The organism is Nonomuraea sp. CA-143628, from assembly GCF_050942315.1.
Lineage (GTDB): Bacteria > Actinomycetota > Actinomycetes > Streptosporangiales > Streptosporangiaceae > Nonomuraea.
Map to the genome: position 1 here is coordinate 13,758,262 of NZ_CP192072.1, position 14,642 is coordinate 13,772,903.

A 14,642-nucleotide genomic window follows, 5' to 3' on the forward strand; every position below is an offset into this window, starting at 1 on the left:
TGGCGATGGTTCGCTCAGGGGGCTTCTGCCTGTTCGCCTTTGGCGTCCTTGAGATGGCGTCAGACGGGGCGAAGAGCGCGTTCTGGGCTCATGGAGCCGAGTAGGCGCTCCAGGGCCACCTCGACGTCCTCGCGCCACGAGACGGCGGTCTTCAGCTCCAGCCGGAGCCGGGGGAAGCGCAGATGCGGGCGTACCGTCTTGAAGCCCACGGAAAGCAGATAGTCGGCCGGGACCACGCAGCTCGGCTCCTCCCACTTGAGGTCGCCGAACGCCTCGATGGCCTTCACGCCACGTCGCGTCAGGTCCTTGGCCACGCCCTGGATCAGCATCCGGCCCAGACCGCCGCCCGAGAACTCCGGAATGATGTGCGCGGTCATCAGCAGCACCGCGTCGGCACTGACCGGCGAGGTGGGGAAGGCCACCGAGCGGGGGCTGTAGAGCGGCGGGCTGTAGACGACGAATCCGGCGGGCACCCCGTCGACGTACACGATCTTGCCGCAGCTGCCCCATTCGAGCAGCGTGCCGGAGATCCATGCCTCTTTCTCCAGCTCTGGACCACCGGAATCGATCGCGCGCTCCCCGCTGACCGGGTCGAGCTCCCAAAAGACGCACCGCCGGCAGCGGCGCGGCAGATCATCCAGATTGTCCAGGGTTATGTTGACCAGCCGACGCGACAACTACGGCCCCAATCGTTGACCCGGAAAAGCGCGCGAAAAACGCGTCCCCAGCTGGCATCGTAGCCCAGTGACGTCCCGCCATCGGGTACCACGACGGTCGAGCCCGGTCACAGCCGACATGTCCGACTGCCGTAATCTGGTAGTTCAGCGACAAATGACACCAAGGAGGTGGACCGTGACAGGAGAGCTGGATCACGGTCAGACGCCCGCGACCCAAGGGTCGCGCATCGACGCCTACGTCGATCGGTACGCCGCACGAGCTACCGGGATGGTCGCCTCCGAGATCCGAGCTCTTTTCGCCGTCGCGTCGAGGCCCGAGGTGGTCTCGCTCGCCGGCGGCATGCCGTACGTCACGGCCCTCCCCCTCGACATGGTCGGCGAGCTGGTGTCCGATCTGGTCACCAGGCGCGGCCCCGTCGCGTTGCAGTACGGCTCCGGCCAGGGCGATCCGCACCTGCGCGAGCAGATCTGCGACGTGATGCGGCTGGAGGGGATCCAGGCCGGGGCGAACGACGTGGTCGTCACCGTAGGTTCGCAGCAAGCGCTTGATTTGGTCACCCGGATCTTCATCGACCCGGGTGACGTGGTGCTGGCCGAAGGCCCGTCGTACGTAGGCGCCCTCGGAACTTTCGCCGCATACCAGGCCAAAGTGGTGCATATCGCCATGGACGATCAGGGCATCATTCCCGAGTCCCTCGCGCAGACCATCTACGCGCTGGAGACCGCGGGCGCCCCGATCAAGTTTCTCTACACGATCCCGACCTTCCACAACCCCGCCGGTGTCACCCTGAACCTGGCGCGGCGGCAGCAGGTGCTCGACATCTGCCAGCGGGCCGGAGTGCTCATCATCGAGGACAACCCGTACGGGCTGCTCGGCTTCGACGGCGAGCCCATGCGCGCGCTGCGGGCCGACAATCCCGACGGCGTGGTCTATCTCGGGTCGTTCTCCAAGACACTCGCCCCTGGGTTCCGGGTCGGCTGGGCGCTGGCGCCGCACGCCGTCCGCGACAAGCTCGTGCTGGCGATGGAGTCGGCCGTACTGTCGCACTCGTCCTTCACTCAGCTGGCCGTGGGCCAGTACCTCGCCACGCAGCCGTGGCAGGAGCAGATCAAAACGTTCAGGGAGCTCTATCGCGAGCGACGTGACACGCTGCTCGACGCGCTCTCGGCGCTCATGCCCCCCGAGGTCACCTGGACACGACCGGCCGGGGGCTTCTTCGTGTGGGCGACGCTGCCGGAGGGCCTGGATTCGAAGGCCATCCTGCCGAGGGCAGTGGCGGAGCGGGTGGCGTTCGTACCGGGGACCGGGTTCTTCTCCGACGGGAGCGGGGCTCGGCAGATGCGCCTGTCCTACTGCTTCCCTGAGCCGGACCGGATTCGGGAAGGAGTCCGGCGGCTGGCTGGGGTGATCGAGCAGGAGATCCAGCTGCGGGACACGTTCGGGACGGGGTCGGCTCGGGGGCATGCGGGAGTGGACACGCCCGGACCTGACCTGGCCTGATCCGCTTCTCGTCGGCCGGCGTCTCGGTTGAGGCGCCGGCTGTTCCCCTCGCAGTGCATATCTATGCATACCGTTGGTCATGGCCCGCACGGTAGAAAGCGCCTGCCGTACACCATTCCACCCCAGCCCCGGTACGGTTGGACAGCGTGCGATCAGCGGAGGAGAACAAATGAGCGATCTGGGCCACGTGCTCGTGCTGGCCGGGGGCCTCTCCTATGAACGGGAGGTGTCCCTGCGCTCCGGTCGCCGGGTGAGTGAGGTGCTGCGGGCGGCGGGCATCGACGTGGAGGCCCGCGACACCGACGCGTCCCTCGTGCCGTCCATCCTGGCCGACCCACCGGACGCGGTCTTCGTCACGCTGCACGGCGGCGCGGGCGAGGACGGCGCCATCCGTTCCATCCTCGAACTGCTGAACGTCCCCTATGTCGGCGCCGACCCCGACGCCTGCCGCGTCGCCTTCGACAAGCCCACCGCCAAGGGCGTCGTACGCTCGGTCGGCCTGCGCACCCCCGAGTCGGTCACCCTGCCCAAGGAGACCTTCCACGACCTCGGCGCCACGGTCGTCCTGGGCCGCATCGTGGAACATCTCGGCCTCCCCCTGTTCGTCAAGCCCGCCCGCGGCGGCTCCGCCCTGGGCGCCTCGATCGTCCGCACCGCCGAAGAGCTCCCGGCCGCGATGGTCGGCTGTTTCGCGTACGGCGACACGGCGCTGATCGAGCGGTACGTGGCGGGCGTCGAAGTAGCGGTCTCGGTCGTCGACCTGGGCAACGGCCCGATCGCCCTGCCCGCCGTCGAGATCGTCCCGGACGAGGGCGTCTACGACTACGCGGCCCGCTACACCGCCGGCCACACCGAGTTCTTCGCGCCCGCCCGCCTCTCCGCCGAGGCGGCCGCGGCCTGCGCCGAAACCGCCGTGACGGCCCACACCGCCCTGGGACTCCGGGACATCTCCCGCACCGACCTCATCGTCGACGCCTCAGACCAGCCCCACTTCCTGGAGGTCAACGTGGCCCCTGGGATGACGGAGACGTCGCTGCTGCCGATGGCGGCGGAGGCCGCGGGCCAGGACCTGGGCGACCTCTGCCGCATCCTCCTGCAGAACGCCGCCTCCCGCGTACACGCTTGAGGTCTACGGGTCCTCCGCTCTCCCCTGGCGCTTAAGGGTTAGATACGACGTCTACCTCTGTTTGCGGCGCTGGCCTCTGACCCGTTGGGCCTTCCCGCAGGCCCGGTGTCGGATTCACCTCGGTGTCGCATGCCCCGCGTCCGGAGTTACCCCCAACACTCACTCGGCCCGCACCCCCCTTACCCTCTCGGGCCCTCACCCCTGAGGCCCTCATCACCCCCTTGCGCCCACCCTCGTCGGACCCGCACCCCTTGCGGAGGTCCACGCCTGGTGAGGCCCACACCCGGTGGGCCCACGATGCCTGAACCACAGCTTGGACCCACAGCTTGGACCCCACACCTTCGGCTCACGCTGCCGATCCACATCCCCTGGCTCCCACCACAACAGGCGCATCACCGACGGCAGGGCGCATCACCGCGAACTAGTGAGGCAGCACCCGAGCCAGCAGACACCTCCGACGACCCAGGGCCCACCCTCGCCTCTCGCCTCTCTGAATCTTGTGAGGTGAGTCGTGAAAGTAGCCTGGGCAGGTGCCGATCGATTCGACCTATCCCAAGAGCTTCGCCAGCGACAATCACGCAGGCGTCCACCCCACCATTCTCGAAGCCATGGCGGCGGCGAACCACGGGGACGCACCCGCCTACGGTGGCGACCGCTGGACATCAACCTTCCAGGACCACATCAAGGACATCTTCGGCCCCGAGGCGGAAGGCTTCGCCGTCCTGAACGGAGCCGGCGCGAACATGGTCGGCCTCGCCCCCATGCTCGGCCGCTACGACGCCATCATCTGCGCCGACACCGCCCACATCGCCACCCACGAAACAGGCGCGACAGAACGCCTACTGGGCTCGAAGCTCCTGACGACCCCCACAGCCGACGGCAAGCTACGCCCCCAGGACATCACCACACGACTCGACACCTTGGGCAGCCACCACAACCCCCAGCCCCGAGTCGTCTCCATCTCCCAGGTAACCGAACTGGGCACCTGCTACTCCCCCGAAGAAATCGCCGCCCTCGCCGATACGGCACACGCCTCCGGCCTGCTCCTCCACATGGACGGCGCCAGACTGGCGAACGCGGCCGCCCACCTGAACACCACCCTCAGCGCCATCACCACGGAAGTCGGCGTGGACATCTTCAGCTTCGGCGGCACCAAGAACGGCGCGCTGGCAGCTGAAGCGGTAGTGGTCCTCTCCTCTCCTTCCCTCACACACGCCATTCCCTTCCTCCGCCGACAGTCCCTCCAGCTGGCCTCCAAGATGCGCTTCGTCTCAGCCCAGCTCTCGGCCCTCCTCACGAACAACCTTTGGCGCCACAACGCGACCCACGCCAACGAAATGGCCATCCGCCTCGCCAACGGCATCGCCGACCTCCCCGGCATCACCCTGGCCTACCCCGTCCAATCGAACGCCGTCTTCGCCACCCTCCCCAAACCAGCCACGGCCGCCCTCCTCGCCCGCTACCTGTTCCACTACTGGGACGAGGCCGCCGGTACCGTCCGCTGGATGACCGCCTTCGACACCACCCCGGACCACGTGGACGACTTCCTCGAAGACATCCGCAAGTCCCTCGTCCTTCCCTGATCCTCCGGCCCTGGCATGCGCGTGAGCTCCTCCACCCTGGCATGCGCGTGAGACTCCCCCGCCTCCCTACTCCGCAAGCCCTCCGTCCACGGTTTCACGTGAAACAAGCCTCCCCAGGCCGCCGGTCGGCCAGGCCACCGGCGGTCCCTGTTTCACGTGAAACCATCTACCCGCCAGCGCAGAGGCACCTCATCTACCACTCTCTCTCCCTAGAGCACTCCATGGATGCCGTCCCCGCAGCGCGGTGTAGTTTCCCCAACCGCAGCCACCGTGCCGAGGTGCTGATGCTCTCGACCAGAGAGGTACAGCAGACGCTCAAAAGCTCAGTTGGCGCCTGCTCTTCGGGGCGTGATCGAGGGCCGCACCTCCGGGCAGCGGACCCCGTTGGCCGGGACTGACTGTGAGATCAGGTAGCGGTCGATCGCCCCGATGGTGCATTCGCTTCGGCCGTACACGCTTTGCCCCGAGCCCTCGTAGGTGAGTACGCGGGCCTCGGCACGAGCCCCGCCCCCGACGAACGCGAACGCATCCGCGCCGCCATGGACCGCATCCTGGCCGGCACCCCACAGAACTCCAACGGCGCTCTCACCATCGTCGCGCTCGCCCACGAAGCCGACGTTCCCAGAAACGCGCTGACCCAGCGGCATCCCGACCTGCGGAACGAGTTCTACGAGCGCGTCAAAGCACGCGGGGCGACCCCTGACGTTGAAGTGCGCCTGCGCGAGACGATCCGCAAGTTGAAGAAGACAATCGCGAACAAGAACAAGGAACTCGCCCAGATCCGGGAGGACGTCCCCGCGCTGGTTCGGGCCGTGCATCAGCTCACCCTGGAGAAGCAGGAACTGCGGGCGCAGCCGGAGTTGCCCAAGCCGAACGTAACCCCGCTCCACCGCCAGCGCTGAGAGCCTGCCGGCAACGACCCGCTGGTCACGATTCGCATGCAACCGCTGCCGGAGTGCCCGCCAACGATGACGACAAGGGCGTGAACAGACGCAAAGCCCGCTGGCGGATCGCCGTCGCCGTGCTGGCCGTCCTGGCGGTGGTCATCGCGGTGGTCGCGGTCTGGCGGGCGTTGACACCGGGTGCCGAGGTCAACCTCGCCGACGTCGTCGCCGTGGCACTGGCCGGGGCAATGGCAGTGGGAGCAGTGGTGGCCTGGGCCAGGCGTCCCACGACGGCGTCCACCCCGGCCGACGTGAACGCACATGTGGATGTCGACGCCGCCGCGCAGGTGCTGGCCAGTCTGGTAGAGCAGCAGTGGCGGACCGAAGCCCGGCACCGACTACTGGACGATCCCGAACCGATCCCGGTGCACTGGCAACTCATCGCCGATGCGGCGGCCACCGCCCGCTCAGGCCGGTAGGTAGTACCGAGGCAGTACATCTGACATGACTGACATGCCTGGCTGCTAAGAGTCACCCAAGATAAACGCGGCTCGATCTCAACAGCACGGCGCGGTTCCGAAGACGCGGCCCCGAAGACATGGGGCGCTCCTCAGGACGCGGCGCGCTCTTCAGGACGCGGCGCGGTCCGAAGGCGAGGCCGCTTTCGAGCCGCGGTGCCCACAAGGCGCGTGGCGCTCTCAAGCGAGTGGCGCTCCCAAGCAAGACGCGGACCGGTCCTGCGGGCGCGGCGCCGCCTCGAATGCGGGGCATCGAAGGCACGGCGCAACGCCGAAGCCGCCACCCGGCTGCCGTCAGCCGGCACCCAAGACATGCGTCTCCCTCACGCGGCGCCTCCCAATCAACTGGCACGAGGCGTGACCCGCCCTCTAGATGCGGTGTGCCTCCACGACGTGGCGCGGCCCCTCGACGCGGCGCGAACCCACGATGGGGTGCGGCCCCGAAGGCGGGGTGATCTCAAGGTGCGACGCTGACCGGTACGGCGGTGTAGTCCCGAGAGCGACTGAGGCGGTGGGCGATAGGAGACGTGAGGCGACAGGAGACGAAGCAGGGACCGAGAGCTATCGAGAGCTATGAGGCCGTGGTGCCACCTCGCCTGGCCGCGACGCGCGTGGGAACCCACAGGCCGCCCTACGGCCCACAGCACGGCCTGGAGGCGTCCCGCTGAACGGTGGATCACGATCTCGCCGCAGGGCTTTCTACCAGTGACGAACAGGGCTGAGTGACGGAGAAGCCACACCGCTCTGCGGGGAACACCGTCCACGGCCCCGCCCGTGACCCACCCATAAGGCGTCTATAGGTCGTCCGCGACCCGCCTTACACCCCACCCTCGGCCTCTATGGGCCGCCCCCGCCGAGACCGCCCCTCGACGTTCGGGAGACTCGCCAGCGCATATGGCGGCGGTTGGTGACGTCGGAGCTGGTGGTGTTTCACGTGAAACACGAGCCACTCCGGCGGACAGCCATCCGGGCAAAGCGGCGCCAAGCGGGCCATGGTTTCACGTGGAACAGCCAATGGTTTCACGTGAAACAGGGGTTAGTCTTCGGAGTCCTTCATAGCCCGGACGGCCTCGGGAGCCATGGTGCCGATGATGCGCTCAAGGTCATCGATCGTCGCGAACTCCACCACGATGCGACCCTTGCGGCGGCCAAGGTCGACTTTGACCTTGGTCTCGAAGTGGTCCGAGAGGCGGTCGGCGAGGTGGACGAGGCCGGGCGCGGACGGCTTGTTGGGCTGGCGGTCGCGGGTGGCCTTGGGGGCCGCCTTTGAGCTGCCGAGGGAGACGATCTCCTCCACTGCTCTGACGGAGAGCAGTTCGGCGACGATCCGCTTGGCCAGCTGGATCTGCTCTTCCGGGCTGTCGAGGCTGAGGAGGGCGCGGGCATGGCCGGCGCTGACAGTGCCGGCGGCGACGCGGAGCTGAACCTCCGGCGGAAGGTTCAGCAAGCGAAGGGTGTTGGTGATGTGAGAACGGGATCGGCCGACCTTCTGGGCAAGCTGTTCATGTGTCGCTTGGAAGTCATCGAGGAGCTGCTGGTACGCGGCGGCTTCTTCCAAGGCGTTGAGTTGCTCGCGCTGGAGGTTCTCGATCAGAGCGTCTCTGAGGAGTTCGTCGTCCTGGGTGTTGCGGACGATCGCGGGGATCGGGTCGAGCTCGGCCAGTTGGCAGGCGCGCCAACGGCGCTCCCCCATGATCAGCTCGTACTTACCGCCACCCACCGAGCGCACGACGATCGGTTGCAGCAGACCAACCTCGCGGATGGATGCAGACAACTCATGGAGCCGCTCGTCGTCGAAGACATCACGGGGCTGGCGTGGGTTGGGGACGATCGCGCTGAGGGCGATCTCCTTGAAGTACGCTCCAGCAATCGGCCTCGGGCCGGCGGTCTCCGCCGTCGCGCCGTTCGCGGGGGCAACTGTCCCCGTGGTGTCAACGATGGGACCGGTCGGGATGAGCGCCCCGAGTCCCTTGCCCAGTCCCCGCCGATGCTGACTCACTGCTTCTCCTCATCCACCGGGCCGATTCCGGTCACTCCAGGAGAGGTTACCGTCGACAACGCAACAGGGTGCCCGCTCGCCACACGCGGTTCCTCCGGATTTACACCGCCACAACCTCACGCGTACACATCCGACCAGGCATGCACTCGGCAGGCCCCCTACCCCATGGGTTTGGCCGCGTAGACAGACCGTTCGGAGAGACTGGGATCTTGGAGCAGGAGTGTGGGGGTTTGTCCCCAAGGAGTGGGCGCCGCCTCGTGTCGCGTTGTGCTGCGTTTCCCTCGAACGCCGTGCTGTCGGCCCCCGCATCACGACCCTGTGGGTGTGCGCGGACTTCGAGGGCATGGTGAGCGACCGCGGTCCCATGAGTGTGCATGCAAGGCCCTACTCGGCCTGCAAGGCTCCCACAGGGCTGTCGGGGCGCCGCCTGGCCGAGTTCTACGCTTGCCCCGCCACGCTCACCCCGACCACGCTCGAGTTCGGCGGTCTGGGAATGCCGAGGACGAGGAGCTCGGTGGTCCGGAAGTGCCCGGGGGACGAGGAGCTCGGTGGTCGGGCAGTACAGAAGCGCGGCGGGCCGGGGGGTGCGGGAGTCCGAAAGCCCGGAGAACCGGGGATCTGGGGATCTGGAGGGGTCTGGGAGTCCGGCAGCCCTGCCCCGGGCCCGGGCCCTGCCCCGGGCCCGGGCCCGGGCCCGGGGCAGGGCCCGGGGCAGGGCCCGGGGCAGGGGCAGGGGCAGGGAGGGCCGAGGAGGTCGGGGCCGTGGACCAGGAGGGCCAGGGGCCGAGGGCCGAGGGCCGAGGGCCGGGAGCCGGGAGGGCCGGGAGCCGGGGGCCGCGAGCCGGGAGCCGGGAGGGTCGGGGCCGGGGGTGCAGAGGCCGGGAGGGCCGGGGAGCTGGGCGCGGGGAGCTGGGCGCGGTCTACGGGTCGTCCGTGAGCTGAAGCCGTTTGTAGATCGTCGCGGCAAGCGAGCATTGGGCCGGGGACGAGCGGGAGCGGTCCTGTGTGGATACCGAAAGCGGGCGGTGAGGCCCTGCGGACGCTAGAGGCGAGCGGTGACGGCCGTGGGCATACGACAGACGAGCGCGGTGAAGACCGTGTTCATGCCGGAGGCGAGCGGTGAGGCCATACGGATGCGGGAACGAGCGGTAAGGGCTGGTCTGCGTGGATGCGGGCTACGAGCAGCAGCGGATCGTCCGTACGAATACGGAACCCAAGAGACGGGGACCAGCCCCCAGCAAGGGGCCATCGGCGGACAGCCCGTGGAAAGTGAACGGAGGAACGGGTGGTGGTTCGCAGGGCGGCAGCCGCCGCATTCAAGCCGTACGACATACGTACAGGATCGACCCCCTACGACGCGGCGAACAGGTCAGACGGTGGCGCGATGGGCGATTTCCCGGGCGGCGTCCATGTAGGCCATGGCGCCACTCGAGCCAGGGTCATACGTCATCACCGACTGCCCATAGCTGGGCGCCTCAGAGAGGCGGACGCTGCGCGGGATGACCGTGCTGAGGACCGTCTCCCCGAAGTGGGCGCGGACCTCGTCGGCGACCTGGGACGCCAGACGGGTGCGGCCGTCGTACATGGTGAGGACGATCGTCGACAGGCTGAGCGTGGGGTTCAGGTGCGCCTTGATGAGGTCGACGTTGCGGAGGAGCTGGCCCAGGCCCTCCAGCGCGTAATACTCGCACTGGATGGGGATCATGACCTCTTCGGCGGCGACCAGGGCGTTGACGGTCAGGAGGCCGAGCGACGGCGGGCAGTCGATGATGATGTAGTCGAGCTCGATCTCCTCGAACGCCCCCAGTGCGCGCCTGAGGCGGGCTTCGCGGGCGACGAGTGAGACGAGCTCGATCTCGGCGCCGGCGAGGTCGATGGTGGCGGGGGCGCAGTAGAGGCCCGGCATGTCCGGCACCTCCTTGACGATGTCGGCCATCGGCAAGTCGTCAACGAGCACCTGATAGACATCCGGGACATCGCCCCGGTGCTCAGTGGCCAAGGCCGTGGAGGCGTTGCCCTGGGGGTCGAGGTCGACCACGAGTACGCGCTGGCCGTGCATCGAGAGTGCGGCGGCGATGTTGACCGAGGTCGTGGTCTTTCCGACGCCACCCTTCTGGTTCGCCACGGCGATCACTCGGCACTTGGGCGGCCTGGGCCAGGCGCCGTCGCCTCCCCCAGGCGCTTCGCCCGCCTTGGCGACGGCTGTTTGGGTGGCAGATGTTTCACGTGAAACCACTGAGCTGAGCGCCTCTCGTACCAACGGCGAATCACCGGGGTTTAGGGGGGTCTGGGTCACGTTGGCCATCCTTTCAACCAGTGGCAGGCCGGTGCCAGGAATTCGCTGTCGCGACACGCCCATTTCGGGCCAGCCAACCCCGCTGGGACTCTCGGACAGAGGGCTGTCCGGCCAGCCAAGACCGCATGACGCGATTGGCACGACCGTCACCTCCTTCGTCGCCGCCTACCGGGCTCCGGCGCGCGACCTGCTACCACCCGAACCAATGTTGCAGGCGGCTCGACCTTACCGCGCCCGACGGTCACAAGCTCGGCTGTCCTCGCCCCGCTGGCCCGCAATTGGGGCTCCGCCTCGGCAAGTTCCTCCGCGGCGCGCTCCCCCTTCATGGCGATCAACTCGCCACCTTCGCGAAGAAGTGGCATGGCCCACTTCAGCAGCCGGTCAAGCGGCGCGACCGCGCGGGCGCTGGCGACGTCGAATTCGCGCTTGCCCGCCAGCTCTTCCGCGCGACCGCGCAACACCTCGACGTTGTCCAGTTTGAGCGCTTCGACGCACTCCTCCAGGAAGACGGTACGGCGAAGCAGCGGCTCCAGCAGGGTCACCGTGATGTCCTGCCGTACGATCGCCAGCACGAGCCCCGGCAATCCGGCGCCTGAGCCGATGTCGACCAGCCGCACCTCCGGCGGCACGGCCTCGGCGACGACGGCGCAGTTGAGCAGATGACGATCCCAGATCCGGGGGACCTCTCGTGGGCCCAGCAGCCCGCGTACCACCCCAGGGCCGGCGAGGAGCTCGGCGAACGCCTGTGCGCGGCCCCAAGCCTCGCCGGTGAAGACCTCTCGCGCCACATCGGGCGGAGGCGGCAGCTCACGCGCTTCGTCGGGCGGAGGCGGCAGCTCGTCGGTCACTGGTGGGTGGCCCTTCCTCGGGGGTCATGGGCGATGGTCTCTACTCAAGGCTAGGTGAGCGATCACTTGGGAAGACTAGCGGGCCGCCCTGAATGAGGGACGCGCGCCACACTCCCCGCACTCCGCGCCGAGGTGGAAGTCGCGGAAGACTTGGAAATGATCATAATGCTCCAAATTTCACAAAAAATGCCAAAGGGCAAATAGGGGAGCAATAGACCATGGAGCGGACAAGCTGTACGTACATCAAGAATGCCCTCACGCGAACCGGCCGCCGTCCCCCGAGTGCGGGACGGCGGCCGGTCGGCGAGCGAGTGTGCGTACGTACGTGTGGTCAGACCGGGAGGACGACCACGTAGCGGTGCGGTTCCTCCCCCTCGGACTCGCTACGGAGCCCGGCGGCCGCCACCGCGTCATGGACGATCTTGCGCTCGAAGGGCGTCATCGCGTGCAGCGCCTTGGGCTCGCCCTTCTCCTTCACCTCGTTGGCGATCTCGGTGCCGAGCTTGGTGAGCTCGGCGCGGCGCCGCTCGCGGTAGCCGGCGACGTCGAGCATCAGCCGGGACCGCTCCCCCGTCTGCCGGTGCACGGCCAGGCGGGTCAGCTCCTGGAGCGCCTCCAGAACCTCCCCCTCGGGCCCGACGAGGCCGGTGCCCTTGAGGCCCACGACCGAGACCATCGCGCGGTCACCCTCGACGTCCATGTCGATGTCGCCGTCGATGTCGGCGATATCCAGGAGACCCTCGACGTAGTCTGCCGCGATCTCGCCTTCCTGCTCGAGCGCGTTGAGATCAGGAGTCTTCTCCTGCTCGGCCTCGGTCATGGCCGGCCTCTCCTTCGTGTTCACGACTTCTTGCTGCCGGTGCGCTTGCTGCGGGACTGACGACTGGGCTGCTGCCGAATGATCTTAGGCTCCGGCGGCGCGGAAGGCACTTCCTCTTCCGGAGTGGCGCCCTTACGGAGTTTCGAGAGCAGACCGGCCTTCGGCTCGACCGGGATCACGTTGCCCTTGGCGTCGAACTGCGGCATCGGGTGGCGGCTGTAGAACCAGTGCTGCTGACCGAGCGTCCACAGGTTCGTGGTGACCCAGTACATGATCAGGCCGAGCGGGAAGTTCAGGCTGAAGAAGGCGAACAGCGGAGAGATGTACATCAGGATCTTCTGCTGCTGCGCCATGGGGTTGTCCGGCATCTGGGCCATGGAGCGGGTGACGCTCTGCCGGACGGTGAGGAACGTGGTCAGCGAGCTGATCGCCACGAAGACGCCCAGCACGATCTTCGTCGTGACGACGGTGGCCCCGAAACCCTCGACCTGGGCCTGCGACATCCAGAAGCTGGCCGGCAGCGGCGCGCCGAAGATGTGCGCGGATCGGGCGCTGTCGACGAGCTGCTGCGACATGCCGTAGACCGGGCGGCCGTCGGCCATGGCCCGCAGCACGGTGAACATCGAGATGAAGATGGGGAACTGCGCGACCACGGGCAGGCAGCCACCGAGCGGGTTGGCGCCCGCGCCCTGGTAGACCGCCATGACTTCCTGGTTCATGCGCTGCTTGTCGTTCTTGTAGCGCTTGCGGAGCTCTGCCACCTTGGGGGCGAGTTCCTGCATCTTGCGCGACGAGCGCATCTGCTTCAGGAAGAGCGGGAAGATCAGGACCCGCATGAAAACGGTCAGCGTGATGATGGTCAGGGCCCATGTCAGCCCGCTGTCCGGGTTGAGGAATGTGCTGTATCCCTGATGGATCCAGATGATGACATGGGCTACGGCTTCATAGAGCCAGCTCAGCCAGGACAGCTCCACCGAGCTATCTCCCTTGCGTTTCGTGGGACCGAACCGGGCGTGGGGGCACCGGGTCTATACCTCCGGGATGGAATGGGTGGCACCGCCCGATGCGCCGGACAGTCAGCCATGTGCCGCGCAATGCACCGTGTACGGCTATCGCTTCGAGCCCGTAGGCACTGCACGACGGATAGAAACGGCAACGTGGACCGAGCATCGGGCTGATGAAGGCCCGATAGAACCGGATCGGGATGATCAATGCCCGAGCGGGGAGGCTCGGCATCCCTTGCGGCTGCTCCGTCATCTGTGTCCATCCATCGCGGACTCGCGCCGCCTGAACAAACGATCCAACGCGAGGTCGAGCTCGGCGGCAAGGTGCTCGTATCGCGCTGACGCGGCCGGTGGATTGGCGCGTACCACCAGCAGGCTACCTCGCGGGAGCCGGTCGAGACGGTCCCGCATCAGGTGTCGGAGCCGCCGCTTGACCTTGTTACGGACGGCGGCGCCACCCACAGCTCGGCTCACCACGAAACCAACCAGAGGCGTCGAATCCCCAGAAATGCTTAGATGCACTACCAGGGTAGGACGACCCGCGCGCTTCCCACGCTTGACGGCCGCCTCGAACTCCTCCCCGCGTCGCATGCGGGATTGACGGGAAAGCACCATATACGCCTATCGCCCGCCGGCGGACTTCACCGGCGGGCGGACTATCGGACGCGAGTCGATCAGGCCGACAGCGTTTCGCGGCCCTTACGGCGGCGAGCGGCCAGGATGGCGCGACCGGCCCGGGTGCGCATCCGCAGCCGGAAGCCGTGGGTCTTCGCGCGGCGACGGTTGTTCGGCTGGAAAGTACGCTTGCTCACGGGTGGGCTCCAGGCTTGAAGGTGCGCCGCAAGGGCGCTGATACACACATGGCTGGCTTGCCAAGAGAGCGAGGGCACGCGAAATAGCCGTCGCGTGACAAGCCGACCATGGCACGTTACGGGGCAAGCATGCCCCAGGTCAAACTGGCGGCCCGGCGAACGAGGTTATCCACTAATCCACATGCGGGTTTTCCACATCCTCGGCCACGTCCACAGTATGTGCACTCAGGTACCACTAGGCTGTGGACAACGCTTGAACACAGCTGTGCACAGAGCTACTGTCAGCCCTCCCAGAGCCGCTCAAGGCCTGTGCGTAACCTGTGGATGGCCTGTGGATGGTGTGGGTGTCCAGCTCGGCCGACACGCTGTGGACCAAGGCGCCGGCCGCCCTTGCGGGTGGGAGCTCCATGTGGATAACTCGCCCCGGTGGACAGCCAGTGACGGTGCGCCGACGACTTGTGACGTACGTGTGCGAAGCGCCACTAATCAGGCCGCAACAGCACCAATGCCCGCACTGGGCAGGCGGTAAACGATCGATCGCGGGGGGCCGCGAGAGGAAGGAGGGGTACCGCAC

At 67.5% G+C, this 14,642-nt stretch carries 15 protein-coding genes; 5 read left to right on the forward strand and 10 right to left on the reverse strand.

The genetic code is table 11. From position 1 onward, the window contains the following. Positions 1–59: 59 nt before the first annotated feature. Positions 60–677: a GNAT family N-acetyltransferase gene (locus ACQP2T_RS63245; protein ID WP_433514126.1), complete on the reverse strand. Its 618-nt coding sequence runs from the start codon at positions 675–677 to the stop codon at positions 60–62. A gap of 154 nt (positions 678–831) precedes the next feature. Between ACQP2T_RS63245 and ACQP2T_RS63250 the strand changes: the two genes are divergently transcribed. The 3 genes from ACQP2T_RS63250 to ACQP2T_RS63260 all read left to right on the forward strand — a co-directional run bounded on the left by ACQP2T_RS63250 (position 832) and on the right by ACQP2T_RS63260 (position 4,887). Further along, complete coding sequence (locus ACQP2T_RS63250; protein ID WP_433514127.1) at positions 832–2,178, forward strand: PLP-dependent aminotransferase family protein; 1,347 nt, start codon at positions 832–834, stop codon at positions 2,176–2,178. Positions 2,179–2,347: 169 nt separating this feature from the next. Next, positions 2,348–3,304, forward strand: coding sequence for a D-alanine--D-alanine ligase family protein (locus ACQP2T_RS63255; RefSeq protein WP_433514128.1), 957 nt, complete (start codon positions 2,348–2,350; stop codon positions 3,302–3,304). Positions 3,305–3,834: 530 nt separating this feature from the next. Then, positions 3,835–4,887 carry a threonine aldolase family protein gene (locus tag ACQP2T_RS63260; RefSeq protein ID WP_433514129.1) on the forward strand — a complete coding sequence of 351 codons (1,053 nt, stop codon included), beginning with the start codon at positions 3,835–3,837 and terminating at the stop codon, positions 4,885–4,887. Between the two features lie 323 nt (positions 4,888–5,210). On the opposite strand, the gene ACQP2T_RS63265 is transcribed toward ACQP2T_RS63260, so the two are convergent. Next, positions 5,211–5,534, reverse strand: a complete 324-nt coding sequence (locus ACQP2T_RS63265) for an alpha/beta hydrolase (RefSeq protein WP_433514130.1) — start codon at positions 5,532–5,534, stop codon at positions 5,211–5,213. Between ACQP2T_RS63265 and ACQP2T_RS63270 the strand changes: the two genes are divergently transcribed. Both ACQP2T_RS63270 and ACQP2T_RS63275 read left to right on the forward strand, forming a co-directional pair. Next, positions 5,427–5,789 carry a hypothetical protein gene (locus ACQP2T_RS63270; protein WP_433520020.1) on the forward strand — a complete coding sequence of 121 codons (363 nt, stop codon included), beginning with the start codon at positions 5,427–5,429 and terminating at the stop codon, positions 5,787–5,789. The two genes, ACQP2T_RS63265 and ACQP2T_RS63270, sit on opposite strands and share 108 nt — an antisense overlap. An 80-nt stretch (positions 5,790–5,869) precedes the next feature. Further along, on the forward strand, positions 5,870–6,250 hold the full coding sequence (locus ACQP2T_RS63275) for a hypothetical protein (protein WP_433514131.1): 381 nt from the start codon (positions 5,870–5,872) through the stop codon (positions 6,248–6,250). A 1,075-nt stretch (positions 6,251–7,325) separates the two neighbouring features. Here ACQP2T_RS63275 and ACQP2T_RS63280 read toward each other — a convergent pair. From ACQP2T_RS63280 to rpmH, 8 genes are all read right to left on the reverse strand, one after another. Beyond that, a complete protein-coding gene (locus ACQP2T_RS63280) occupies positions 7,326–8,288 on the reverse strand; it encodes a ParB/RepB/Spo0J family partition protein (RefSeq protein WP_433514132.1) in 963 nt (320 codons plus the stop codon). A 1,369-nt stretch (positions 8,289–9,657) separates the two neighbouring features. Further along, a complete protein-coding gene (locus tag ACQP2T_RS63285; protein ID WP_433514133.1) occupies positions 9,658–10,593 on the reverse strand; it encodes a ParA family protein in 936 nt (311 codons plus the stop codon). Positions 10,594–10,730: 137 nt separating this feature from the next. Then, positions 10,731–11,390: a 16S rRNA (guanine(527)-N(7))-methyltransferase RsmG gene (gene rsmG / locus ACQP2T_RS63290; RefSeq protein WP_358534826.1), complete on the reverse strand. Its 660-nt coding sequence runs from the start codon at positions 11,388–11,390 to the stop codon at positions 10,731–10,733. A gap of 373 nt (positions 11,391–11,763) precedes the next feature. Beyond that, complete coding sequence (locus ACQP2T_RS63295; RefSeq protein WP_433514134.1) at positions 11,764–12,252, reverse strand: protein jag; 489 nt, start codon at positions 12,250–12,252, stop codon at positions 11,764–11,766. Between the two features lie 20 nt (positions 12,253–12,272). Next, complete coding sequence (yidC, locus tag ACQP2T_RS63300; protein ID WP_433514135.1) at positions 12,273–13,226, reverse strand: membrane protein insertase YidC; 954 nt, start codon at positions 13,224–13,226, stop codon at positions 12,273–12,275. A gap of 4 nt (positions 13,227–13,230) precedes the next feature. Further along, complete coding sequence (gene yidD, locus ACQP2T_RS63305) at positions 13,231–13,488, reverse strand: membrane protein insertion efficiency factor YidD (RefSeq protein WP_357655404.1); 258 nt, start codon at positions 13,486–13,488, stop codon at positions 13,231–13,233. Positions 13,489–13,505: 17 nt separating this feature from the next. Continuing rightward, complete coding sequence (gene rnpA, locus ACQP2T_RS63310; protein ID WP_225300917.1) at positions 13,506–13,871, reverse strand: ribonuclease P protein component; 366 nt, start codon at positions 13,869–13,871, stop codon at positions 13,506–13,508. Positions 13,872–13,930: 59 nt separating this feature from the next. Next, entirely contained in the window at positions 13,931–14,068 is a 138-nt protein-coding gene (rpmH, locus tag ACQP2T_RS63315) for a 50S ribosomal protein L34 (RefSeq protein WP_093172456.1), read from the reverse strand. Positions 14,069–14,642: the final 574 nt, after the last annotated feature.